This window comes from Larkinella sp. C7 (assembly GCF_006149005.1).
Classification (GTDB): domain Bacteria; phylum Bacteroidota; class Bacteroidia; order Cytophagales; family Spirosomataceae; genus Larkinella.
In genome coordinates this window covers 526,629-552,380 of sequence record NZ_VBSL01000001.1, presented here as the reverse complement: position 1 = coordinate 552,380, position 25,752 = coordinate 526,629, and the positions used below count along the sequence as shown (strand labels likewise).

General features: G+C 53.0%; 19 protein-coding genes. 12 read left to right on the top strand and 7 right to left on the bottom strand.

The features are described from left to right. The first annotated feature begins 24 nt into the window (after nt 1–24). The gene (locus FH871_RS02195; RefSeq protein WP_138989694.1) at nt 25–414 is read left to right on the top strand and encodes a hypothetical protein; all 390 of its coding nucleotides are present in this window, start codon (nt 25–27) and stop codon (nt 412–414) included. A gap of 142 nt (nt 415–556) precedes the next feature. On the opposite strand, the gene FH871_RS02190 is transcribed toward FH871_RS02195, so the two are convergent. From FH871_RS02190 to FH871_RS02175, 4 genes are read right to left on the bottom strand one after another with little or no spacing between them, the layout of a single operon-like run. After that, nucleotides 557–1,255 carry a hypothetical protein gene (locus tag FH871_RS02190; protein WP_138989693.1) on the bottom strand — a complete coding sequence of 233 codons (699 nt, stop codon included), beginning with the start codon at nt 1,253–1,255 and terminating at the stop codon, nt 557–559. A 23-nt stretch (nt 1,256–1,278) separates the two neighbouring features. Next, nucleotides 1,279–2,058: a DUF4097 family beta strand repeat-containing protein gene (locus FH871_RS02185; RefSeq protein ID WP_138989692.1), complete on the bottom strand. Its 780-nt coding sequence runs from the start codon at nt 2,056–2,058 to the stop codon at nt 1,279–1,281. A 34-nt stretch (nt 2,059–2,092) separates the two neighbouring features. Continuing rightward, on the bottom strand, nt 2,093–2,863 hold the full coding sequence (locus FH871_RS02180) for a HEAT repeat domain-containing protein (RefSeq protein WP_138989691.1): 771 nt from the start codon (nt 2,861–2,863) through the stop codon (nt 2,093–2,095). After that, entirely contained in the window at nt 2,847–3,395 is a 549-nt protein-coding gene (locus tag FH871_RS02175; protein WP_229316948.1) for an RNA polymerase sigma factor, read from the bottom strand. The genes FH871_RS02180 and FH871_RS02175 overlap by 17 nt, the downstream gene beginning before the upstream one ends. 301 nt (nt 3,396–3,696) lie before the next feature. On the opposite strand from FH871_RS02175, the gene FH871_RS02170 reads away from it, so the two are divergent. Beyond that, on the top strand, nt 3,697–4,215 hold the full coding sequence (locus FH871_RS02170; protein WP_138989690.1) for a hypothetical protein: 519 nt from the start codon (nt 3,697–3,699) through the stop codon (nt 4,213–4,215). Between the two features lie 134 nt (nt 4,216–4,349). Here FH871_RS02170 and FH871_RS02165 read toward each other — a convergent pair whose 3' ends face one another. From FH871_RS02165 to FH871_RS02155, 3 genes are all read right to left on the bottom strand, one after another. Continuing rightward, the gene (locus tag FH871_RS02165; protein WP_229316946.1) at nt 4,350–6,422 is read right to left on the bottom strand and encodes a prolyl oligopeptidase family protein; all 2,073 of its coding nucleotides are present in this window, start codon (nt 6,420–6,422) and stop codon (nt 4,350–4,352) included. A 180-nt stretch (nt 6,423–6,602) separates the two neighbouring features. Beyond that, nucleotides 6,603–8,048 carry a SusD/RagB family nutrient-binding outer membrane lipoprotein gene (locus tag FH871_RS02160; protein ID WP_138989688.1) on the bottom strand — a complete coding sequence of 482 codons (1,446 nt, stop codon included), beginning with the start codon at nt 8,046–8,048 and terminating at the stop codon, nt 6,603–6,605. Nucleotides 8,049–8,090: 42 nt separating this feature from the next. Continuing rightward, a complete protein-coding gene (locus tag FH871_RS02155; protein WP_138989687.1) occupies nt 8,091–11,354 on the bottom strand; it encodes a SusC/RagA family TonB-linked outer membrane protein in 3,264 nt (1,087 codons plus the stop codon). 352 nt (nt 11,355–11,706) lie between these two features. On the opposite strand from FH871_RS02155, the gene FH871_RS02150 reads away from it, so the two are divergent. The 10 genes from FH871_RS02150 to FH871_RS02105 all read left to right on the top strand — a co-directional run bounded on the left by FH871_RS02150 (nt 11,707) and on the right by FH871_RS02105 (nt 25,667). Beyond that, entirely contained in the window at nt 11,707–14,349 is a 2,643-nt protein-coding gene (locus tag FH871_RS02150; protein ID WP_138989686.1) for a putative Ig domain-containing protein, read from the top strand. A gap of 182 nt (nt 14,350–14,531) precedes the next feature. Then, on the top strand, nt 14,532–17,693 hold the full coding sequence (locus FH871_RS02145) for a two-component regulator propeller domain-containing protein (RefSeq protein WP_138989685.1): 3,162 nt from the start codon (nt 14,532–14,534) through the stop codon (nt 17,691–17,693). Between the two features lie 18 nt (nt 17,694–17,711). Beyond that, nucleotides 17,712–18,047 carry a winged helix-turn-helix domain-containing protein gene (locus FH871_RS02140; RefSeq protein ID WP_138989684.1) on the top strand — a complete coding sequence of 112 codons (336 nt, stop codon included), beginning with the start codon at nt 17,712–17,714 and terminating at the stop codon, nt 18,045–18,047. Between the two features lie 417 nt (nt 18,048–18,464). Beyond that, nucleotides 18,465–19,085: a ferritin-like domain-containing protein gene (locus FH871_RS02135; RefSeq protein ID WP_229316944.1), complete on the top strand. Its 621-nt coding sequence runs from the start codon at nt 18,465–18,467 to the stop codon at nt 19,083–19,085. 15 nt (nt 19,086–19,100) lie between these two features. Beyond that, complete coding sequence (locus FH871_RS02130; protein WP_138989682.1) at nt 19,101–19,931, top strand: ferritin-like domain-containing protein; 831 nt, start codon at nt 19,101–19,103, stop codon at nt 19,929–19,931. Between the two features lie 983 nt (nt 19,932–20,914). Continuing rightward, nucleotides 20,915–21,283 carry an FdtA/QdtA family cupin domain-containing protein gene (locus tag FH871_RS02125; protein WP_138989681.1) on the top strand — a complete coding sequence of 123 codons (369 nt, stop codon included), beginning with the start codon at nt 20,915–20,917 and terminating at the stop codon, nt 21,281–21,283. After that, nucleotides 21,280–22,371 (top strand): DegT/DnrJ/EryC1/StrS aminotransferase family protein, encoded by a 1,092-nt coding sequence (locus tag FH871_RS02120; protein ID WP_138989680.1) that lies wholly within the window; start codon nt 21,280–21,282, stop codon nt 22,369–22,371. The genes FH871_RS02125 and FH871_RS02120 overlap by 4 nt, the downstream gene beginning before the upstream one ends. After that, the gene (locus FH871_RS02115) at nt 22,371–23,336 is read left to right on the top strand and encodes a glycosyltransferase family 2 protein (RefSeq protein ID WP_138989679.1); all 966 of its coding nucleotides are present in this window, start codon (nt 22,371–22,373) and stop codon (nt 23,334–23,336) included. Before FH871_RS02120 ends, FH871_RS02115 begins: the two co-directional genes overlap by 1 nt. Beyond that, nucleotides 23,326–24,039, top strand: coding sequence for a class I SAM-dependent methyltransferase (locus tag FH871_RS02110; RefSeq protein ID WP_171062731.1), 714 nt, complete (start codon nt 23,326–23,328; stop codon nt 24,037–24,039). Before FH871_RS02115 ends, FH871_RS02110 begins: the two co-directional genes overlap by 11 nt. Beyond that, nucleotides 24,039–25,667, top strand: a complete 1,629-nt coding sequence (locus tag FH871_RS02105; RefSeq protein ID WP_138989677.1) for a hypothetical protein — start codon at nt 24,039–24,041, stop codon at nt 25,665–25,667. Before FH871_RS02110 ends, FH871_RS02105 begins: the two co-directional genes overlap by 1 nt. Nucleotides 25,668–25,752: the final 85 nt, after the last annotated feature.

The following is a 25,752-nucleotide window of genomic DNA, read 5'->3' as shown; positions in this document are numbered from 1 at the left end:
TTTATTATAAAGATAGAAAAAGCCATGAAAACATACATTTTTGCTCTAGCTCTTAGTGGATTAACGATTTTGAATGCCGCAGCCCAGGACGATACCAAACGTCGGAAGGATGTCACCTATTCGACCCATAATTACAAACACCCCAACAAAGCCGCTGTTGCCCAAAAGTGGGCGAACCAGAAAGGAGAAGGCATTAGCACCCCGGCGGTGAACAACCGGGCGGTAGCCAACTACAAGCAACCAAGGCTCAATACAGAACCGGTCAACGGTATCCTGGTGCCGCACACGGCTGAGGAAAATCTGGCCAACCGGAACTACAAAATTCAGCATTTCAACGTAGCGGGTCAGGAAGCACCGGCGGCAGAAGTGGCCGGTAATACGTCGAAAGGAACGCTGCCACAGGAGAACGAGTAATCTAATCCTAAACCTGATTGCCAAAAACGGCTTAACCGCATCAGTGCGGTTAAGCCGTTTTTGTTTTGGTCAAACTTTCGTGATTCTCAATATTCCCATAATTCAGTAAACCGGATCCGCGTCATGGATGAGGTCTATCGTATTACTTCTTCCGAACATAGACATTGTTGCTGATCGACTCCAGCCGTACTGTCGGCCCACCGCCGTTGACGGTTCCTTCCAGCAGATAACCAACCATCGGATTCTTCTGCTTTTTGGTTTTGAAGTCGATGTTTAAATCGGAATATACCTCGCCGGTGATGGTTTTCATGGACAGATTAGCGCCCTTGGTTCCGGACCAGTTCAGGTCGACAAAACCGCTGATGGTTTTGGCAAACACCTCTTCGCTGGCGCCTTCGATGTCGATGTTGCCATTGATGGTTTCGACGCGCAGTTTGGCTTTGCGGGGCAGAAAGACCTGGTAATGGATCGTGCTGCAGACGTAGTAATCCTGGCCATTCATTTCGGTGCGCCAGGTCGACGCTTTTTTGCCCGGACAGTCCTCGGCTTTGCCCAGTCGCAGGAGTTCCCGGTCGTAATCGGTTTTGACGCTGATTTCAGTCGCCGTAGATGCTGATTCAACCAGCAGGGCATTGTTGAGCTGACCGCTGTTGATGGTTACCGCAATGCGCACATACACCTCCGGTTTGTCCCAATACCGGACCTGGATGCTGTCGGCAAACTTCAGATGGAGGTTGACGAGCTGATTGGGCGTGAACGGGAACGTTTTGTCAATAATTTTCTGGGCGAAGGCCGAACCAACAGTCAGGCCGGTCAGGAGCAAGAACAGGAGCTTTTTCACGGGAATAGGGCGTTTTTGGTGGCTTACTTCTGTTTGCGGATGTAGATGTTGCTGCTGATGGTATTGAGCTGAATTTCAACCCCTCCGCCGTTGGCTGTACCTTCGATGTGGTTGCCACCGCCCACGCGCGACAAACCTTCCTTCGAACTTTTCAGACCCAGGTCAAAGTCGGTATACATCTCGCCGTTGATGGACCGCAGCTTCATGTTGGCTTTCGCATTGGCGGGCAGCGTCACGTCTACCGCCCCCGAAATGGTGGTAATCGATGTCGGTTTTTCCTGGCTCAGGTTCGTAAAAAAGACGTTGACTTCGCCGTTGGTGGTGTTGGCGACCACGGGGCCGGTCACACTTTTGAGCGTAATAGGCGAGTTGGTGGTCCGCACTTCCAGGTCGCCGTCCATGTTGCTGATGGTGACCGAACCATTCCGCCAGTTGATTTGACGGAATAGAATGGCGACTTTTTTAGGCACCCGAATCGTGTAGTCGATGTCCTTACGGGTAGCTTTTTCGATTTTCAACCCGCCGTTTTCCGGGGTTACGGCCAACCCGATACCGGAATTGTCTACGGCCGAATAATACAGTGGTTTCAGTCCTTTGGCCCGTTCCGGCGGTGCTTCCAGTCCCGAAGAGGCCCGGATGACGACCTCGTCACCGTCGTAACCTTCAATTTTGTATTCACCGGCGTCCATTTCGATGACGATTTTCCGGTCTTTGGCATTGGCGAGTTTAGCCTTGTATTCCTGGGCGTTGGCATCCAGAAGGCAGCATAAAGCCGTGACAATCAATAAACTGATTTTTCTCATTGGTTTGGTCTGTAAAAGTGGAAATCGAATAAAATCAGGAAGCAGAGCGGTTTTTGGTCTGGGCCAGGCGATTCAGCCCCTCCTCCGCTTTCAGCCGAACCGCTTCCAGAAGCTGGCGGTTTTGGGCGAGTCGCTGCATCGCGTCGACGGCCCGTTTTTCCTGAATCGAAACCAGGGTTTCGATGAGCATGATCTGGACGTAGGGATCGGTCTGAATCTTCAGCGATTGAATCAGCGCTTCCCGAACGCCCGGTTCGTTGGGCAACCGCATCAATGCCTCACAAGCCGCCAGCCTTACGTTGATGTTTTCATCAAAATTCAGCGTGTTGATCAGCAACTGGGTAATCGCCTGGTCGGCTTCCGCCAACTCGTAGCTCTGGTTAACCGCCTGAATGCGTTCGCTGGCCGATGTCTGGGCTGCCGGATCGAAGTTCAGCACCTTTTTGATGGCCACCGTCGACGAAGTTTCGAGCGAATTGGTTTGCTCAGCGACCCGGTTGCTGTAATAATAACCGCCCACAAAACCGCCCGCCAGCAGGGCCACACTGGCGGCCATTCGAAGCCCCCAGGTCGTCAGACTTCGGATGCGACCCGCCGAACCCAGCCGATTGGCCAACCGGTTGTTGAAAGCGGGAGACGGTTGCTCGTTCCGGGCTTCGGCAAAGTAGCGAAACGGCCCGGCCTGGTTTTCCAGATGGGCGGGAACCGAGGGGCCGCGAAAAAAATCCCGCAAGGCTTTTTCTTCTTTCAGGGTGCTCTCCCCGGCGTAGTATTTTTCGAGCAGCTTTTCAATATCCTGCTTCATAATCGTTGGTCTTTACGTAACGGTCCCGCACCCGCTGCCGGGCTCTCGACAAAATCACGCGGATGTTGTTGACGGTCAGGCCCGTTACCTGTTCAATTTCTTCAAACGAATACTCCTCCACATCGCGCAGATGCAGTATCAGCTTCTGCGGGTCCGGTAAATCGCCGATGATGCGACGCAGCAGCGCACTGCTGTCTGCTAATTCAGCCTGGCGATACGGCGAAACGTCGTCTGCCTGAACGGTAGTCAGGTCGGTATTGCCGTCCGTCGTCCGGTTGGCCTGGGATTTTAGTTTGTCCAGACACAGATTTCGGGTCATCTGCACCGCCAGCGCTTCGACGCTGTGGTACGAATCCAACTGCTGCCGTTTGGTCCAAAGCCGCAGCAACACCTCCTGCAACGTATCCTCGGCTTCTTCGCGGTTGCGCAGAAACAGCTTGGCCAACCGAAACAGCCGGCCCTGAACGGGGAGTACGATTTGTTTGAAGGCTTGTAAATCCATTTCAGAGACAAAGACGACGGAAGAGGGCATTCATTACAGCGGTTGTGCGAAAATTCGACTTTTTTTCGATACCCCACCCTTTGTCGTTCGAAACAGCCAGCCCGGCAGCGTTCGGAAGCCCGCCGTAATTATTGTAACTACATGAATTACAACGGGAGCATACGTAGAACTACTTGCTACTAAAAAAGAAATAAGGGTAACTACTACGAGAATTTAAGGGAATTCTACCCGTTTTTCACCGAATTGCGGCCAACTAAGCCTTTACCACTTGTAAGAACCTGAGAAACTCCCTTATTTTGGCCTAAGTTTCACATCTAACTCATTCATACTAATGAAAAAATTACTCTCCTCACTCCTCGTAATGTCCCTACTGCTGGTAGGTACGCAATCATTCGCACAATATCAGAAAGGCGATAAATTATTGAATGCCGGTATTGGTTTGGGTGCATACTATGGTGGTGGAATTCCCCTAGGCGCGTCCTTCGAAGTGGGTGTAACCGATGAAATCAGCGTAGGGGCTCAGGTTGACTTTTATACCTGGAGTTACTCATCATACTGGCGTTATACATTCGTCCCGATCGGTGTTCGTGGGTCATACCACGTCAATGAACTGTTAAATCTGGGTAACGACAAGCTTGACTTATACGCTGGTGTGGGTATTGGCTACCGGATTTCGAGTTACAAATACGATGGACCGGGTGGTTCCATTTACAGCGATTCGTACGGTAGTGGTGCCTTCTTTAACCTGCATCTGGGCGGTCGTTACTACTTCAAACCCAATATCGGCGCTTTTGCTGAAGTGGGTTATGGTGTTGCACCACTGAAATTAGGGGTTGCCTTCAAATTTTAATCAGGCAGCACCGCAACAAAAAACCGCCGGAAGCGAGCTTCCGGCGGTTTTTTGTTGTGAGACGTGAGAGCAGAGACGGGAGAATAAAGGCCAAGAGCTTTGTTGTCTCTACTCTAACATCTCTGCTCTCACGTCTATTTCAAGCTCGTTACGCCCATATTCCAGAGCAGAAACGCGTAGATATCCGCCGTCGACTCGATGTTTTTCTTCGTGTTGCTGGCACCGTGGCCGGAGTTGGTTTCGATCCGGATCAGGGCCGGATTCGGGCCTTTGTAGTGTTCCTGCAACGTAGCCGCGTACTTGAACGAATGGGCCGGAACCACCCGGTCGTCGTGGTCGGCGGTGGTGATCATCGTGGCCGGATACGGGATTCCCTCTTTAATATTATGAAGGGGTGAATAGGCATAAATTGCCTTGAATTCGTCGGCATTATCACTGCTGCCATAATCCGACACCCAACCCCAGCCGACGGTGAATTTATGAAACCGCAGCATGTCCATCACGCCCACCTGCGGAATGGCAACCCGGAACAGATCCGGTCGCTGGTTGATGACCGCGCCGACCAGCAAACCGCCGTTGGAACCGCCCCGCAGCGCCAGCTTCTGCGGTGACGTATATTTTTGAGCGATCAGGTACTCGGCTGCCGCAATGCAATCGTCGAATACATTCTGTTTCTTGAGTTTCATGCCCTGTTCGTGCCAGGTTTCGCCGTATTCGCTGCCCCCGCGCAGGTTCACGGACGCGTAAATGCCGCCCTGTTCCAGAAACGGAATCAGCAAAGCGCTGAATCCGGGGGTGAGGGTGATGTTAAAACCGCCGTATCCGTACAACATGGTCGGGTTGCTGCCGTCCAGTTGCAGGCCCTTCCGGTAGGTCAGGAACATCGGTACGCGGGTGCCGTCCTTGCTGGTAAAAAACACCTGTTTGGTTTCGTAATCCGCCGGTTTAAAATCGACTTCCGGTGCCCGGAACAGGGTGGTTTTCTTCGTCGCCAGGTCGTAGCGGTAAATGGTGGCCGGAAACGTGAAGGAGGTAAACGTATAGAAAACGAATTGGTCGTCGCGCTCCCCATCAAAACCGCTCACCGTTCCCAGGCCCGGCAGCGACACTTCATTTTCGAGCTTGCCGTTCAGGTCGTACACGTAAATACGCGAGGTGGCATCTTTCAGGTAATTCGCAAAGAGTTTGTCTCCGGCAATCGTCGCGCCATCCAGTTTTTCGGGTTTTTCCGGAATCAGATCACTGAGCGCACCGGTTTTGGGCATCACTTTGGAAAGCTTGTAATTCGGTGCGCCGTTGTTGTGATACACCAGTAACTGATCGCCCACGTTGTCGACCACCGAGTAGTTGTGTTTGAAGCCTTCGAAAAGTCGCTGGAATTGCTTGTCACCGGCTTTCAGGTCTTTGTACCAGACCTCGGACCCATCCGTGCCCTCAGAAATGTTCAGGATCAAAAACCGTTCATCCTCAGTGGTTTGTGAAAACAAATACCGCAACGGATGCGTTTTGTCTTCATACACCAGTTCGTCCTGAGCCTGAGCGGTTCCCTGCCGGTGGAAATACACCTTCATGAACTCATTTTTGGACGATAGCTCCTGCCCGGCAGCGGGTTGGTCATACCGGCTGTAATAAAAACCGTCGCCTTTCCAGGCCGCCCCCGTGAACTTCACCCATTCGAGCTTGTCGGGCAGCGGTTTTAAGGTTTGCATGTCCATCACGTAGATTTCCTGCCAGTCGGACCCCGCTTTTGACAGCGCATAGGCAGCATAGCGGCCGTTTTTCGACAGATCGAAACTCGTGAGCCTCGTCGTGCCGTCGGCCGAAAGCTGGTTGGGGTCGATCACCACTTCGGGCTTGCCGTCCAGTCCTTTCTGCCGGTATAAAACCGACTGGTTTTGCAGCCCGTCGTTTTTGTAAAAGTAAAACCACTCCTTTTTACGACCCGGAGCCGAAAAACGGGGGTAATTGATAATCTGTTCGAGCCGCTTTTCCAGTTGTTTCCGGTAAGGAATCTGTTCCAGATACCCGAAGGTGACAGCATTCTGGGCTTTCACCCACGCACCGGTTTCCGCCGACCGGTCGTCTTCGAGCCAGCGGTAGGGGTCGGCCACTTTCGTGCCGTGATAATCGTCGATCTGATCCGTTTTGCGGGTCTTTGGATAGTTTAGGGGAGTGGATTGAGCTATAGCCCCGGAGATTTCAAGCATAAGAAACAGACCAGTCAGGATGGATTTTAAGAACATGCCTATCAAATAGGTTAAGAAGAAAATGAGTCGATAAAATCCAAATTACGACTTTTGATCTGATTGAAACGCAGATTGGACGGATTAAAAGGATCAAAACAGATTTTTATCTGCGTTAATCCGCCCAATCCGTGTTCCAATCCTTTACAAAATATCCCACCAATTTTTCACCGCCTGCGTATCGCCCCCGATGTTTTTGGCGGCTGCGGCACTGTTGGCCGCATTGCTGGCCCGGCTTCCACTGGGGTATTTCAGCCGTTTCGGAACGTCTTTTACGTCCGGGTCGAGGCTGCCCGACGCCGGGTCGATGAACAGGATTTCGCCGTTCGGTTTTTTCGGGTCCAGCCGCAACCGTTCCATCCAGGCCTGCAACCCCTGCATGTAGAGCGCCAGCCATTTTTGCGTACCGATCACGTTTTTGAAGTTGCCGGCTTTATACGGAACCCCTTCAAGGTAGGCCGCGACCACTTTCGAATCCGTGATTCCCCACTGCGTCATGGAAGCGGTTACGGCGGTTTTATAGAGGTCTTCCGCCGTTTCGGTGCCGACGTTCATCCCGCGCGCAGCGGCTTCGGCTTTGGCAAAGGCGATTTCGGCGTAGGTGATCATATATCCTTTGGCCGATCCGCTGTAGGCCACCACACCCGGTTTAGACAAACCAATCATGGTTGGCGAATTGGCTTCTGTGCCATAGACTTTGCCGATGTATTTGCCATTGGTGTCGTCTGGACGGGCAAAAATTGGTAATCGCGGATCGTTGACGGATTTCAGATAATCGACCAGCGTTGCGGTGACGGCGAATTCCACCAGCGGTCTTTCGACGTCGTTATACGGAAACCGGTTGGTCGTTGTAGCCACATTGTACGGAAAAAAAGCATCCTGGCTGACGCTGGTCAGCGTGTTTTTAACCGCTTCTTCAATGACGGTTTTGGCTTCGGCGGGTTGCGCATCGGCGATTCGCAAGGCCATCCGAATGCGCAGGGCATTGCCGATCCGGGCCCACTGTTTGGCGTCGCCGTTGGCTATAATATCGCCCCGAATGGCCCCGGAAGCGGTATTTTGCAGAATATCAACCTGCTTTTTCAACGAAGCCAGCAAGCCGGTGTAGACGTCTTTGCCTTTGTCATACACGGGCTGGGGAATGTCGTCGCCTTTGAGAGCCTGCGAATAGGGGATGTCGACGTAGACGTCGGTCAGGACCTGAAACAGCCAGGCTTTCAGAATTTCCGCCACGGCCAGCGTGTGCGGATTGCTTTCTTCCGGGTGCCGGGTGTAGTAGTTCTGAATTTCCTGCAAATCCATCAGCGGGCCGGCATACAGGCCATTCCACAAACCGTCGTTGGTGAACAGAAAGCGGCCATCGGAGGTTTTGTCGGTGCCCATCCAGTATTGCGAAAGTTCCATGCCGATGCGTCCGTTAAAATACGTATCGTACATCAGGTCCGACGCCCGTTTTTCGGCGCTGGCCAGCAGGAATTCCGGTTGCGTTTCGCTGGAACGGGCCGGATCGGTGTTCAGCTCTTCAAAGTTCTGGCATCCTGAAATGGCGACGAGCAGCGCGGCCAGCAGGAATACGGTATTCAATTTCATAGCGGTAACTGTTAGGTTTTAGGTGCCCAAACCGGGCGTTCCTTAAAAAGTCATGTTGATATTCACCCCGTAACTCCGGACGGGCGGCAACGCTCCGCCCTCAAAACCAATCTGGTTGCTGATGGAATTGGTGATGTTGGCGGGGTCGACGTTGGGGGCACTACTTTTGATCAGCCAGAGGTTCCGGCCCGTCAGGGTGAGCCGCAAAGCCTGCATCCGGATTTTTTTGGCCACCGCATCCGGGAAATTCCAGCCCAGCCGGACTTCACGTAAATAGATGAAGCTGCCGTCGTATAAATTGGCGCTGCTGATCCGGTTTCCACCGTCGGCGTTGAAGTGGGTGCGGGCCGTAATCACCACATCATTCGGGGTGCCGTCAGCTTTTACACCCGGGTTGATCACCCCGTTTTCGCGAATGCCATTTTCCGCCGTTTCTTTCAACATGCCGGATTTATAACCGTACAGATTGGTGTACGAAAAGAAATCCCCGCCTTTCTGAAAGTCGATCAGCGCGGAAAGGTACAGGCTCTTGAAACTGAACGTATTGGAAAAACCGCCGATGAAATCGGGGTTGGCGTCGCCAATGATCACCGGAGTTGGCGTCACGTTGTAGGTGCCGTTGGCGCCGACGGTTTTGTTCCCATTGGCATCATAGACAAAGTCGGTGCCGAGCATGGTGCCCAGCGACATGCCTTTCTGGGCCACCATCGATACTTTATTGGTGCGTCGTTCCGTGCCGATGATAAACCGTTCGATGCCCTGAATGTTGTCGCCGGTACTGTTGAGGTCAAGCACAGTGTTCTTGTTTTTCGAGAAGTTCAGGGCCGTTCGCCAGCTAAAACTCCGGGTGGTCACGGGGGCGGCCGAAAGGGTCAGTTCAACCCCCCGGTTCTGGACGGTACCACCGTTGACAATCTTGGTCGAAAAACCGCTTTCGGCGGGAATCTGCACATTCCAGATCTGGTTTTTGGTCCGGCGGTCGTAGTAGGTTACGCTGGCTCCGAGGAGTTCGCCGAAGAATTTAAAGTCAAAACCGCCTTCTGCTTCCGACGAAAGCTCCGGTTTTAACTTGCTGTTAAACAGCTTGTCGGATGTGCTTTGCAGCGGGAACGTATTGAACGGGGCAACGTAGTCATAATACCGGGAAACGTTGTAGGGATCGGCGTCATTTCCGACCTGGGCATACGACAGCCGCGCTTTGCCGAGGGTGAGCCAGTTGGTTTTCGCCAGCACATCCGAGAAGATAAACGAACCGGCGATGGAAGGGTAGAAATACGAGAAGTTGCCGGTCTGGCGCAGGGTGGAAGCCCAGTCATTCCGGCCGGTGGCCGTCAGATACAGCACCTTCTTGTACCCCAGCGTGGCCGATGCAAAGAGGGAGTTGGTTTGCCGGTTTCCGAACGCATTCGAAACCGTTGCGGGAAGAACGGAGTTTTGCAGGACATACACCAGCGGGTTCTGGAGTCCGCCACTCGTGCTGCCCGCATCCACGCTCGATTTGATACTCAGGATATTACCACCCGCCACGGCTTCCAGACTCAATTTGGAATCCAGAAACGTCTTGTTCAGATTCAGCGTACCCTGGTAGTTGGTTTCGTTGTTGATCGCTACCCGTTTGGCATACGACCCGACGAAAAACCCTTTGGCACTGCGGACTTCGTCGAGGTGGTTCAGGTAATCCGAGAAGACGCGCACGTCGGCCGAAAGCCAGTCGGTGATTTTGTAGGTCAGACCGGCATTCCCGAAATAGCGGTTATTCTGGTCGGTGTTGTAGCTTTCATACTGGTTCCAGTACGGATTCTGGGTAAAGGCCGGTTTCTGAATGTTCCAGGCCGTTCGGTTCCACGACTGCTCCGTTCCGTCGGCATATTTATAGTCTTTCAGATACGCATCGTCGATCTGACGCTGGCCGAACATGACGTAAAACAACATGGGGTTGTTGCCGAAGAAGCCGGTTCCGGGCCGACCTTTGGAGTCGTCGTGAACGTAATTGATACCCCCACTGAAGGTGAATTTGTCGGTGAATTTATACGTCGTGTTGAGGCTGATGAAAAACCGGTTCAGGTGGCTGCCGGGATAAATAAAGTTCTGCTTCGTTTGCCCCAGCGAAAACCGGATGGAACCTTTGTCGGTGCTGCTGGCGACCGACAGGTTGTTGGAAAACGTGAAGCCGGTTTTGAAGAAATCCTTCGCATTGTTGGGGTGGGCGCTCCAGGGAGCGGTTTTTCCGAAATTCGGATTGTTCCGGTCCTGATCCCACGACCAGTAGTGCCGCACCAGCGTGCCGTCCAGCTTCGGCCCCCAGGATTCGTCGGTGCCATAATCCGGAATCAGGTCATACTTGCCTTTGCCATCGTTGTCGTCATACGTTCCTCCGCCGGGCAGAAAACCGGTCGGATTCTGGTTGACGTACAATTTGGTGAAGGCGGAACTGCCCCCGCCCCCGTACGAATTCTGAAAGTTGGGCAACAGAGACACCTGGTCAATCTGCATGTTGAGGTCATAATTCACCGAAAGGCTGCCGGACCCTTTGCCGGTTTTGGTGGTGATGTAGATGACGCCGTTCTGCCCGCGGCTTCCGTACAGCGCCGTCGCTGCGGCTCCTTTCAGCACCGAAATGTTTTCGACATCATTGGGATTGATCAACTGGGCCGGATTGCCGTAATCGTAGCCGCCCCCCCCGGTGCCCTGTCCGCCCGTCACCCCGTAGGAATTGAGGTTCATGTTGGCCATCGGCACGCCGTCCACAATAAAAAGGGCGTTGTTGTTGCCGGAAATAGATTTCAATCCGCGAATGGTCACCCGCGACGAACCGCCCATCGAACCGCTGTTGCCGCCGATCTGCACGCCCGCCAGTTTGCCCTGCAACGAATTGATAAAGTTGACTTCCCGGGCTTCCTGAATACCGCTTCCGTCGATCTGCTGCACGGCATACCCGACGTTGCGGGTGTTGCGCTGAACCCCCAGCGCGGTGACCACTACTTCGTTCAGACTTTTGACGTCCGGTATCAGCTTGACGGTTACTTTCGACATGGCGGGCGTAACCTGGACCTCTTCCGTTCGGAAGCCGATGGACGAGATGGTTAACGTTTGGTTGCCGGATGGCATGGAAACGGTGAAGGTTCCGTCTCCGGCGGTGGTGGTTCCGGTGGTGGTTCCTTTGACGACCACATTGGCCGCGGGAACTGCCGCACTGGTCTCATCGATGACTTTTCCGGTGACTTGCCGGTTTTGAGCGTGGGCATACTGTGTCCACATCGCTATGCTGACCAGCGTCAGCAAGCAATTGCATAAAGTTTTCCTCATGGGTTTAGGGTAAAGGGGTAAGATTACTTCCGTAATGTTACATATTAAAATGATAATATAAATCCCCTTATTACGTTTGCTTGGCTATAAAATTTTGACAATATCCAGTTTATGATTATAATGTTACTATTTATATGAAATCGTGAAGGAGGCTAATGTGCTGTTTAAAAATCAATTGCACCGGATTTGATATAAATACAGTACGAATTTACAAATTGAAATAGTTAAATAAATTATACAAAAAAAGCGGGAAATGAAATAGTATTGCAGTGGGATTGATAAGGAGAGAATCACACTACCAGGAGCAGTTCCTGTTAATTCCTATATTTTTAGTTACCTTAAACCGCATTATATGCCTAAAAATCTACTTTCAATAGTTGGAATCGTACTGGTATTGTTGTTGGGAGCTGCAACGCTCCGTGCCCAGGTGGCGGTTTCGTGGCCACAAAACGGGATGGTCTTTCAGCGTGGCTCCGACAACAGAGCGAGCGTAAAATGCATCTTCACCTCGACCAACGGGCAGGCCATTTCGTCCCTGCAACTGCTGTTTTACAAGTATACCCTGGCTGGTGGCACGCAGGGACCACTCAATCCGGTGACGGGCAATTCGCAAAGCTGGACCACGGTGCCGATTTCGGGGGCCGGGACGTGTCAGGTCACCGCGCTGATCGACGTGGCCGGTGGCATGTATAAAGTTAAGGCAAAGGACAACAGCGGTCGGGAAACGGCCGAGTTCGACCTCGGCGTCGGGGAGGTGTTTGCCATTGCCGGCCAATCCAACGCGTCGGGCATTGTGAATGCAAACAACCCGGCTTATGAAACGGGTAATGCGACCTTCGTCCGGTTTTTCAATGAGAAAGACCAGAGCAACAACCTCCAGGGTTTTGAAGAAAACGATCCGGGAAAATGTGCCGGGTGTTCGCCCGAAACGTTGTATTTTCAATGGTATTGGGGCGGATTGGGCAACAAGCTGACGCAGGCATTGAATGTGCCGGTGGCATTCTACCAGAACTCCATGTCGTCGACGAGCGTGGTGGAATGGCGGAACAGCAGCCAGAACCGCAATACGCCCTTCAACGATGGACAGCCCCGGTTTATCAACGGGTTTCCGTACCGGAATTTGAAGAATTTTCTGACGGGCCGGGCCAAACAGACGGGGTTGCGGGCCATTCTCTGGCACCAGGGAGAGAATGACATCCGGGGGGATCCCTCCACGCCCAATAACTCACCCGCCAACACGACGGGCGGTTTTCCGAGAGCGACGCGGTATTACGATGTACGGACCAATGCAATCAACATGTCAGAAACCGATGACAACATTCTGAATGAACTGATTGGGCAAAGCCGGGCCGATCTCGGTGCCGACGTTCCCTGGGTCGTTGCACAGGCCAGTCATCTGCGCGGCATCACCGACCCGCTGGTCATTCAGCGGCAGGTTAAGGTGATCGGGTATGCCACGCACGACAACAGCAATCCGTCGGCTGCGCCCAAAGCGTTTGGCGATCCGTTTGTGTCGCCCTATGGCCGGGCCAACATCTTCAACGGCCCGAATACCGACCAGTTTGGCAATTCGTACCGGCAACCGGATCCCGATAAAACGCACTTTAACAACCTGGGACAGAGCGCCGTTGCGACGGAGTGGAACAAGGCCCTGACGACCCCGTATAACGGGCAGACCTTTTTCAACGCTTCGGTACCGATGCTCAACAAGGGCGAAACGACCGGTGTGCCGACCAACGTGGCCTGTAATCCGACGACACCACCCGTGGTCAGCGGCAACTTTGACGGCTATCTCTACGGCGCGGACTGCGAAACATTCCGGGGCTGGGCCTGGGACGCCAACCAGCGAAATACCCCGATTTCGGTACAGATTCTGGACGGAGCAACGGTTATTGCCACGCTGACCGCTGACGAATTCCGGCAGGATCTGGCCAACGCCGGCAAAGGCGACGGACGCCATGCGTTTCGCTACTTCATCGACAACAGCCTGAAAAACGGGGTGAAACACAGCCTTTCGGCCCGCGTAACGGGCAGCAGTTTTGTGCTGAAAAGTGGCCCCAAAGTGATTGAGTGTCAGGGAACCGGCACACCGCCACCGACCAACAACCCACCCCAATCGCCCACGGTAGCCGCGTTGTCGGCCCAGCAGGGCGTAGCCTATTCGACGACTTTACCGGCTTTTACGGATTCGGATGGCGAAACGCTCACCTACGGTTTGTCACCCGTGCCGACTGGCCTGGGCTTCAATCCGGCCAGCCGGGTGCTGAGCGGGACGCCCACGGTCAATGGTACCTTTACCCTGACGTATACAGCAACCGATCCGCGGGGCGGCACCGGCTCAACGCCGGTAACCTTGACGATACAGCCTCCGGCTCAACCGCCATCGTCGACCACTGTGACGGGCAGCTTTGAAGGCTATCTGGACAAAGTGGAGTGCGGCACCATGCGGGGCTGGGTTTGGGATCGGAACAAGCCCAATACACCGATGACGGTTGAGTTTTATGCCAACGGCGTTGCCATCGGCACGACCGAAGCCAACATTTACCGGCAGGATCTGAAAGATGCGGGCAAAGGCAACGGCGCTCATGCGTATAGCTTTACGACACCCGCCAGTCTGAAGAACAATGCTACGCATCAAATCAGTGCGAAGATCCTGAACAGCAGTTACATCCTGAAAGGTGCGCCCAAACCGCTGACGTGTGCGCCATCGGCCGCCCGCGTGTCGGCGGGTGTTCCGGAGCGGACCTTGACGGTGACGGTTTTGGGCAATCCGGTGGGCGAAACCGTTGGGGTGGAAGTCCGCGGAGCCGAAGGTCAATTCCTGCATATGCAGCTTTCCGACCTGAATGGCCGAATGCTGGCGGAACAGGACGTGGCAGAAGCCGGAACGGTTGAAATTCAGCACTTGCCGATAGGACGACAGCCGACGGGACTGCTTCTGTTGCGGGTCGTGAGCGGTCAGCAGGCGGTTACGGTCAAGGTGCTGAAACCGTAGGGCAGAACGAGAAAGGCGTATAGATAAGAGAAGAAAGACAAGAGAGGAAAGACCGGAGAATAAAGACAGCCAGTAGCGGTTTTTGGTCTTTTCTCTCTTGTCTTTCCTCTCTTGTCTTAACAACATTTGCAGGTTACCGATCAATCTGTTAATTTACCCTGATGTTTCCGTTTCGGTGACAAATGAAACTAACCCGTATCTTGTTCCTGCTCTGCTGGCTGATCGTCCTCGGATCGCCGGTGGTTTCGGGAGCCCCGAAAGACCCGCTCAGTCAGTCCCTCCGGATTGATCACATTGGCGTTGACGATGGTCTGACGCAAGGTTCGGTGTATCATATGCTGACCGACAGCCGGGGGTTTCTGTGGTTGGGTACGCAGGACGGCCTGAACCGGTATGACGGAGCGCATTTCCGGCATTATCGCCCCAATCTGACCGATTCTACCGCCATTGTCGGCATCAATATCTCCGGGATCGTGGAAGATCGCAACGGCAACCTCTGGATTGGTACGGAATACGGACTCAACTACTACGACCGGGCGACCGACCATTTCACCTGCATTTATTCCTATTCGAAAGCCAAAAAACCGTTAAAAAGCAAAACCATCCCGTTTTACGCCAACGGCCAGGAGGTGCTGTATTACAGTGAAACCGAAGGGCTGGTTTCGTTGACGATCAAAACCCGCCAGAAGCTGGTGCTGGACCCGGGTGTCCGGCCCACGCATGAATACGACCAGTTGAATTCGACCGTTCGGACCCCGCTGGGCGATGTGTGGCTCCACGCGCCAACCGGTTTGATTCGGTATAATCTCTACGAACGGCGGGCTCACTATTATTTCAGCAACCACCCCACCAACGAAGCGGGCCCGGCGGTGGGTGTTTTCTCGTTTCATTGCGATACGGCGGGGGTGGTCTGGCTCGGAACCGCAGCCGGTATGATCCGGTTTGAGCCACAAACGGGGCGTTATCAAACGTTTATGCCGGATGGCGGACGTTCACTGACTTCGGTTTACACGATTGCGGAAGACCACGACGGTCGGTTGTGGCTTGGCACCCAGCGCAGTGGAATCTGGCTGTTTGACAAAAAGACCAACCGGTTTAGCCCCGTCAGCGGTTTTACCAACAGCTCCCGGCAATTGTCCGATTACGAAATCTGCAAAATCTACATCGACCGACAGGGCATTATCTGGGCGAATACCGACCCGGATGGCCTGGCCCGTATCGTGCCGGGCAGTACTTTTTTTGGCGGCATGGCCGTTTCCAAAAACGAACCGCACGTGGCCAAAGACCCATCGACACTCAGCCATTTTGTGGTGCGCGGTTTTCTGGAGACCTCCCCAACGGAATTGTGGATTGCCACCGAACGAAGTCTCGACGTGTTGGACCGCCCCCAAAACCGCATCATCCGGCGGTATCTGACGCAGGCCAAATACAGCGATTTGCCCTCCCGAACCCTCATCAAATGCCTCTACAAAGACCCGCAGGGCCGAATCTGGGTCGGCACGAACGGGGGCGTTTTTACCTTCGATAAAGAAAAATCCACCTTCCGGAAAATTCCGCTGCCGGGTTCTCCCAACAGCAAGGTGGTCGAAAATTTTGTCCGCCGACTGTTGGCCATCGATGACAATACCATGCTGGCCGCCACCGAAGATGGCCTTTTTCTGCTCGATGTTCGCCAGAAGAAGTTTACCCTGCTGCCGACGATGGTTCATCAGAATATTTTCAGCCTGGCCCGCGACCGCGCCGGTCGCTACTGGGTGGGAACCTACTCGGCCGGATTCTACTGCTATGAGCGGCCACCCACCGGTAAGCGTCTTGAACCACAGCGAATTGTGAAAGGTCTGGACGGCTACACGGTGCTTTATTTTTACGAAGATCCTGTTCATCCCATCGTCTGGATGGCGACGGACAAAGGGCTGGCGGCTTTGAACACCAGAACCGGCCGCATCAGCCTCTATGACCAGCAGCACGGACTGGCCAATCCGTTCATTTACGGCATTCTGCCGGATCACCAGAACCGGCTGTGGATGAGTACAAACCGGGGCCTGGCCTTTTTCAATCCCACAACAAAGAAGTTCAAAAACTTCGACATGTCCGACGGTTTGCAGGGCTACGAGTTCAACGGAAATGCGTATTTCCGAACCCAGGACGGCGAGCTGTTTTTTGGGGGGGTGAATGGATTTAACCGGTTTTATCCGGAACAGTTCCGAACCAGTTCCTATATGCCGGCGGTTCACATTCACACAATGAGTGTCAACGAAAAGCCTTATCAGTCAGAGGGTTATATTGGGGAGGTGGCCCGGGTCGAACTGCCTTATAATCAGAATACTGTAGCACTTGAATTTACGGCCCTGGACTATTACAGCAACGGTCGAAACCAGTACCAGTATCAGCTTGTTGGCTACGATGACCAGTGGGTGCAGTCGGGGCTGGACACCTACGTCCGGTATGCCAATCTGCCGCCGGGAACCTACACTTTCCGGGTGAAAGCGGCCAACAAGGATGGGCAGTGGAGTCCGAAAATCAAGCGGTTGACGGTGGTGATTCAGCCGCCGTTCTGGCAGCGGGCGTGGTTTCTGGTGTTGCTGGGATTGCTGGTCGGCGCGATTGGTTTTTACTGGCTTCGCCGGCGCGAAAACCGGATTCACCGGCAGCACCAGCGGAACACCCGGCTGGCCGTGGAACTGCAGGAGCAGATCAAGAAAAACCTGGCCCGCGATCTGCACGACGAGATCGGAACCCAACTGGCAACGCTGAAACTGTACGTCGGGCGGCTGGTCGATCCGCCCAGTCATCCCCTGCGGTCGACCTCTCTGAGCGAGCTGGCGCGGCAACTCATCAGCGACATCATTGGCAACATCCGCAACCTGCTGCGGGAACTGAGTCCCCGAACGCTCGAGCAGTATGGCTACGCAGCTGCCGTGGAGGAACTGCTTTCCCGCATCGACAAATCGACGATTGAAACGCATTTCTGGGCCGACGAACTTCCGTCGCGGCTGAATCCCGAAACCGAACTGATGCTGTACCGGATTACGCAGGAATTGCTGAACAACACACTGAAACACGCCAACGCGCGGCAGGTGAGCATTCGGCTGGTGTATGAAGAACCGCTTTTGAAACTGTATTACAACGACGACGGCCAGGGGTTCGACTACAAAGAAGCCCGGCGGGGGTTGGGCATCGGCAACATCGAGTCGCGGGTGGCGTTGATCAACGGCGAAATCGACTGGCAATCGATGCCCGGCGATGGCACGCGGGCCATTGTAACATTAACCTACCGGCCGACGAGCCGGTTTTCGCTGAACCGGCTGGAGCGGTCGATCAAAAAAGTGACGGCTTTGTTTTAATTCCGTCTTAAGGGTGGTATGACCAATTTGCACATCAACGGAAGAGTCTGGCTGGAAGCCCAGGAACGGTTTTTCGGCATTGGCCGGATGGAACTGCTGGAACACATTCAGCAGACGGGATCGATCAACCAGGCGGCCAAGGAGATGAAAATGTCTTACAAACGGGCCTGGGAACTGGTTCAGTCGATGAACAGCCAGGCTGACGTGCCCCTGGTGAGCACCCAAACCGGCGGTGAGCGGGGTGGGGGAGCCAGCGTGACCGAAGAAGGTCTCAAATACCTCACCTATTACCGTGGACTTCAGGAACGGTTTCAACAGTTTCTGGCCGAAGAAGTGAACCATTTGCCCCTCTGATTTCAGTTACGAAATCTCCCTGAACCGGCTCTTTTTTTTGCTCCCGTGGTCGGCTTCTGCGCCCGCATCCGGATTTCAGGCAAAAAATAATTTACTGCCCAAAACCGCTTATTTCCTCCGAAAACCGTCCTTTTTTGTCCCGTTCCCTCGAATAGGGGCCTAATAAAATCTTTTTTAATCGTTCTGAAATCCAAAAATCGAGTTGGCTCGTTCGTATGGGTGTCTTTTAAGAAGATCCTTTTTATACACCCTATTAACAAATTCACTTTTCTTATGGAAGAATTAACAAGTACCTCTACCCCCAAGAAAGGCCCGAGCGTACCCGCCATTCCATCAGTTGAACGTCGGATGTTTCTACGCGCATTAGGCTTAACGACTGTTTCGGCGGCTGCCTTTCTAACGGCTTGTCAAAATTCAATGAACGATGTTGCTCCCAAGTATTCAGGAGCCCGGCTTTCGGCCGATGGTGTGAGTTTCGGAGAAGGTGATTTTGCCATTCTGAACTACGCCTATGCCCTTGAGCAACTCGAAACGGCATTTTACATGGCCGTTATCGAAAAGAAAACGTTCGCTGCCGGGAGCAAGGAAGAAATGATTTTCAAGGATATCCACGATCATGAGCTGATTCACCGTGAGTTTTTCAAGCTGGCGATTCCGGCCGACAAGCGCATTGGTGATCTGGAGTTCGACGTAAGCAGCATTGATTTCACCAACCGCCGGGAAGTGTTGAACACGGCGCGGGTGCTGGAAGATACCGGGGTGGCCGCCTACAACGGTGCGGGTCCGCTGATCTCGAAAGCAAACTCTATTTACCTGACCCTTGCCGGAAAAATTGTATCGGTCGAAGCGCGTCACGCTTCCCTGATCAGTTCCATCCTGCAACCGGGTGGCGGGTTGTTTGCCGGTGACTACGTTGTGGACAACAACGGGTTGGAGAAAGCCCTAACGGTTTCGGAAGTATTGGGCAGAGCGGGTCGATACATCAAAACCGCCATCAACCCCGCTTCACTGCTTGCTCTGGAATCATCCAAATCATAAACCTTAAGAACGATCATGAATCTTCTCGGAATATTCTCACAAATTGAAAAAGCTGATCCGGAAATTGGCGAAAAAATGGATTATTCGCGCCGGAAAATGTTAAAAACCACTTCGGTGGCGGCTGCGGCAACGCCGATGTTTTTTGCCGCAATGGTGAACAAGGCATTTGCCGCTGAAGGTTGTGCCGGTGATGCCATCGCGATTGTGAAGTACGCTTTGACGCTGGAATACCTGGAGCGTGATTTCTACCGCGCTGCTCAATTCAAAGCGGGTTTACTGCCTTCGGGAACCCGTCCTTACGTGGTGCAGATTGCCAAGCACGAAGCGCAGCACGTTGATTTGCTGGAAGGTGTTCTGGGGATCAAGCCGAACGCCATGCAGCCAAAATACAACATGGCTACGCTGAACGCAGCCCTGGCCGACTACCCAACTTTCCTGACCTATGCACAGGCGCTGGAAGACACCGGTGTTCGGGCTTATAAAGGACAGGCCGCCTGTTTGCTGGAAGAAGATACGGCAACATCCCGGACTGTTCTGGCGGTTGCCCTGCGGATTCACTCGGTCGAAGCCCGTCACGCGGCTGCCGTTCGTTACATGCGGGATCTGCGCGTATGGCCATCAGGCGGCCAGAACGGCACAGAACCGGATCCGAAAGTTTATATGAATGAAGATCAGGGAACACAAGGTGGTGCCAACCTGGTCGATTTCTTCAACATGCAGGAAAATAAAATGAAGTTGTATAGCCCCGATATGTCTACCCGGAGTGTGTACGAATCATTCGACGAAGCGTTGACTGCAGAACAAGTACTGGCGATTGCCGGTCCGTTCTTTGCCGCGCCGATGTAATTGGTAAAGATTGTGATTTTTTGAAAAGACCGACATATGTCGGTCTTTTTTTTGCTGGTTGAATTGGTTTTTTAACGGATCATCGTGTGATGGTCAGGAAGCGATCATTCCTATAAAACCTACCTTTAAGTGAGTAGTTTGATGCTTGTCGTTCCGGATTTATGCTTACTAAACAGTGGGTAGTCAAACTAGAAATGTCGTTTAATCACGGGTACAAAACGAAACTGTCTGCTGAGCAAATTGGGGGGCGGAATTCCTGATTATCTTTCCCGGTAGCTTCTTTTTTCGTGACCGCCCACTCGTTTTATTCATTATTTTTCCGTTAACAACGGTCGGAAAAATGGTACATACCCGCGATTTTTTTTCTACCTGTAACGGTATGGAAATAGCCGTCTTATCAGACAAGACGGTTTTTCGGGTGGGAAGCTGGCAATCCTCCAACCGGTCTGTCAAAATTTGCCGGTGAACGGCGTAAATGCACCACAACGCCAGGGATAGAGCGTTGACCAAACCAATGCCTTCGGTTGGTACCAACGCGATGAACGCGGCCAGACCGAAACGGATGCAAAGCGATTCGACAACAGAAACCGGTTGTTTATCAGTGTTTTGTGAACAGGCTTAGCCTTGCGCCAGGAAGCTGGCCCGGGCTGGGGCTGTGTAGATTCGGTCCTCGTAGTAGTCTTCAAAACCGGGGGCTGAAGCCATTGGACGGCTGGGACAAACGGCGGAATTTCGGACAACTGCCGGGGTTGTCTGCCGATTTCGTGAGAATAAGGGGCGGGTCTCTACCTGGTTTTGCGATAGTAGTAAGACAAGCCCCTGGAACCGGTATTCGGTTTAAGCACCGAAAAATGATACCTTATGAAGAATTTGGACCTATTGCAGAAAATACTTATGATGTAATCTTCACATATTCCGGACATTTTTCCACCACAAAATTCTGAAAAATATAATTAAATTTAGCACGAGTAACCCTGTCCAATATGTCCAAACTTATACAACTCGCAACGCATTCCTCAGCGCGGGGAGATCTTACTGTTTTTGAAAAAATATTACCCGGTGAAATAAAAAGGGCTTTCTATATCTATAATGTCGATTCGCCAACCCAGGAACGGGCATTGCATGGTCATCGGAAAGAGTCGAATGCCCTGATTGCGCTGGCTGGCAAATGCCGGATATTCGTTACCAATGGAGAAGAAGAAAAGTATTTTCATCTCACCGTTCCGAATGAATGCCTGGTGATCGAACCCGGCGACTGGCATATTATTGACGAGTTTACGAAAGATACGGTTCTGCTGGTGCTCTCGAACGAGTGCTATGACCCATCCGATTACTTCTTCGACCGCCCATGATTCCGCATTTAGACCTCAGGCAGGTGAATCAACCCTACTCAGAGGCTCTGCAGGCTGCGGCCTGCCGGGTGCTGTCGTCGGGCTGGTATGTGTTGGGGCACGAAGTGGAGGCTTTTGAAACCAGTTTTGCGGCCTACTGTGGCGTCAAACATTGCATTGGCGTTGGCAACGGGCTGGAAGCTATTCATTTGATTTTCAGGGCTATGAATTTCCCGGAAGGGAGCGAAATCATTGTGCCGGCGAATACCTACATTGCCACCATTCTGCCCATTACGGCTTTGGGGCTGACACCGGTCTGGGCCGAGCCCGATCCGCGAACCTATACCCTGGCGGCACCGCAAATTGAACCCCTGATTACGGAAAAAACCCGTGCCATCGTCGTCGTTCACCTCTACGGACGCTGCTGCGACATGGCTCCCATTGAGGAACTGGCCCGAAAACACAACCTGAAACTGATTGAAGACGCGGCCCAGGCCCACGGCGCTACCTACCAAAACCGCAAAGCCGGGAATCTCTCCGATGCGGCAGCATTTAGTTTTTATCCGACCAAAAACCTGGGCGCTCTGGGCGATGCCGGGGGGGTGGTCACCAATAACGACGAACTGGCTCATCAGGTTCGGCTGCTCCGCAATTATGGTTCCGAGCAGAAATACATTCACCGGATTCCGGGCATGAACAGCCGGCTCGATGAACTGCAGGCGGCATTTCTGGAGGTCAAATTAGCGCACCTCGACGCGGATAACCGGCGTCGGCAAGCACTGGCAGCCCGGTATCTGGCTGAAATTCATCATCCTTCGCTCCAACTGCCCCCCGCCGACGCCATCGATCAGGATGTCTGGCATCTGTTTGTGGTGCGGCACCCGCAGCGGGAGGCTTTCATGACGTATCTGCGCCAGAAAAACATCGGCACGGTGATTCATTATCCCGTGGCACCCCACCAGCAGGACGCCTATACGGAATACCGTTATCTGGATTTACCCCTGACCGAACAACTACACCGGGAGGTGTTGAGCTTGCCCCTCAATACCGTCCTGACCGATGCCGAAGCGGATTATATTATCGAAACCATCAATGAATCCCCTTACTGATGTTACTCTCTGTCATTATCCCGGTCTATAACAGTGAACGCACCATCTTTCCGCTGGTGGAGTGCCTTACCTACGAACTCGCGGCTTATCCCTTCGAGATCGTACTGGTGAACGATGGCAGTCGCGATGCTTCCGAAGAAATCTGTGAAACGCTGTCCCAAACGTTTCCCCAGGTTCAGTTCATCTCCCTCCGCAAAAACTTTGGCGAATTTCAGGCCGTCATGTGCGGGTTGAACCACGCCCGGGGCGAATACTGCGTGATTATCGACGACGACTTCCAGAATCCCCCGCAGGAAATCATCAAGCTGCTCCGCGAAGCCCAGCAGGGCCACTACGATGTGGTGTATTCGCAGTACGAGAAAAAGAATCACGTTCTGTTCCGCAACATGGGCAGTTGGCTCGTGAACCGACTGACCACCTGGCTGTTGCGAAAACCGTCTGATTTATACCTGTCCAGTTTCAAACTGATCCGGCAGGAAGTGGTGCAGGAAATCATCCAGTACAACGGCCCATATCCGTATCTGGACGGCCTGATTTTCCGGACCACCCGCAACATTGGCCGCGTGATTGTGCAACACCATAAACGCCAGGAGGGCGATTCAAACTACACGTTCCAGCGACTGGTTTCACTCTTTCTGACCATCTTTTTCGGCTATTCGGTTCAGCCGTTGCGCCTGCTGACCACGCTGGGTATTTTTATGATCCTGCTGAGTATGGTCGCGGGTTTGGCCGAAACCGTCGGTTCGTTGCTAACACAGCATTGGCCCGCAACAGATCATCTGCTCTGGGTGACGATTTGCCTGATCGGCGGGATTCAGCTCTTCGGTATGGGTTTACTCGGCGAGTATGTTGGCCGACTTTTTATGATGCAAAGCGGACTGCCGCAATACGTGGTTAAATCGGAACATTTCAATTATGATCGGAAACCGGGACGAGTACGAAAGTATGTTCCAAGTGGAGCGTAAACTCTGGTGGTATCGCATTTTACACCAAAAAGTTATCCGCCAGATTCAAGCCCATTTTCCTGATAACCAGTCGATTCATATTCTGGATGCCGGTTGTGGAACGGGCGGTTTGCTGGACGCGTTGCGCCAGGCGGGTTATAAACAGATCGTGGGATTCGATGCGTCGGTCGATGCGGTTTCGTTCGCCCGGGAACGGCAGGTGGCCGTCGAACTGCACGATTTGCGGGCGTTTGCGTCCTTCCATCCCGAAGAAACGTTCGATGTCATCATCTGCAACGATGTGCTTTGTTACTTCAGGGACGAAGAACTCCTGGCGGTATTAAACAATTTTCGAAAGCGACTTCGCCCCGGCGGAATTTTCATCAGTAACAACAATGCTTTTCCGGCTTTGCGTGGGACGCATGATATTGCGCTGAACATCATCCGGCGGTTTGTCAAAGCAGAATTTGTCCATTTCGCTCCTCAGGCGGGTTTTTCGGTTGAGCAGTTGGAATACTGGAATTTCAGCCTGACCGTCCCGATCTGGCTGCTCCGCAAAGCTCAGCTTCTGGGGCAGCGCCTGAGCCCTTCCCCGTCCGTTCAATCCGATGTGAAATTGCCGCCGTTGTGGATGAATGAACTGATTTTCAGCTGGCTAACGGTCGAAGACCGTTTTTTCAGGACTCCCCCTTTTGGTAGTTCCCTTTTCACGGTGATGCATTGATGGAAAGCTTTATTTATTCGCTTCCATTCCGGCTTTTTGGTATTTTTCTGCTATTGGGATGGAGCCTGCTGGTCGGGCGGAAAGTGCTGTACCCTGACTCCTGGCCCCGGCTTTCGGGTCGGAGCACCCTGGGAATATCGTTCCTGCTATTCATCGGATTTCGGCTGCTCTACGCCCCGGATCGGGAGCAAAATGTGGATACCAGCACTTGGATTGCCACGGCCCTGACTGTCGGCAAGGCCGAAGATCCACTGTCGACGCTGCTCAACTATTCGGATGGCCGACCGCTGGCCGTTCTGCCGCTGGCTATCGCCGAGCTGGTGGGCATTCCGCTTGATTACCGCATTACCGACTTCATGGGGGTATTGCTGTGGTGCCTGACGCTCTGGCTTTTCTGGCGAATTCTGAAGACATACCTGGCTGAAGAAACGGCGGTGGTGCTGGTCTGGTTGCCCATTCTGATCCTCAGCACGGTTTGGAACCACGACTTTGGGAGTTACAATACCGAAATCATGGGGAATCTCTGGTTGATCACCGGACTTTTCTGGATTCTGCGGTTCAATACCTGGTCAATACCTTCCGCGCTCGCCATCGGTTTCTGGTTGGGGTGTTTGCCCTTTGTAAAATTTCAAACCGTGCCGATGGGGCTGGTTCTGGGGCTGTTTACGGCCTGGAAACTGTATCGGACCCGTCGATTTATCAGTTTGCCGGTTTTGGTGGGTGCAGCCTTGCTACCGGTTCTGTTGCTGTTTCTCTACTACAGCAGTCGGGACGACCTGGAATCGTTCTGGGGGGATTATTTCAGCAATTATTTCGTCTATTCCTACACCACCCAGTATTCTGCGTTATCGACCAGCGACCGGTTTTCGCCCGTTCGCATTGTCCGTTATTTGTTCCATTCCTACCAGATTAACCTCTTTTGGGTCGGCGTTTTCGGGGGAATTCTGCTGGGAGTCTGGCGGCTGATTCGTCGCCCGGTTTTCCGATCCACCGATCAAACGGAACGGCTTTGGTTGGGGGCGATCTGGCTGGTGGCCAGTTTTTATGCGGCTCTGCAGGCGGGGAACAACTACACGCATTACCTTCTTTTTCTGATTTTTCCGGGCCTGTTTCTGCTCGCGGTTTTGTACGAAATCCACGGTTTTTCCGGGAACTGGAAAGGGGTAGGGATCAGTTTGGGCTTGGTTGTGGTGCAGGCTTCGGTGAACGGTTATTTCCGAAAACCGCTTCCCGTTCATCCCGGTGAACCTTTATTCCAGGCCGTTTCTGCTGAAATTCAGCGACGGAGCCAGCCTGACGACGGTTTGGTTGTTTGGGGGTATGTCGACCGGCTCTTTGTGTATGCCCGCCGACCGATGGGCTACCGGGCGTCCGACACCTTCTGGGTGTATTACCCGACCTCGACCCAGCCTTTTCGCATGAACGAGTTCCTGAGTGATCTGGAACACAACCAGCCGCATCTGTTAGTCGATGCAATGACGCCGAGAATCTCGATGTTTGCGGATGACGCCTTTGAATTTGAAAATTTTCCCGCCATTAAAACCTACATCGACCGGCATTATCAGTTGGTGAAAACCGTCGAAGACGTCCGGATTTTTGAGCGGAAGGAGGAGGAGAGGAATAAATGATAAATGTAAAATGAGGAATGCTAAATGTAAAAGTCTCGCAATCCAGCACTTTTACATTTGACATTCCTCATTTTACATTTATCAT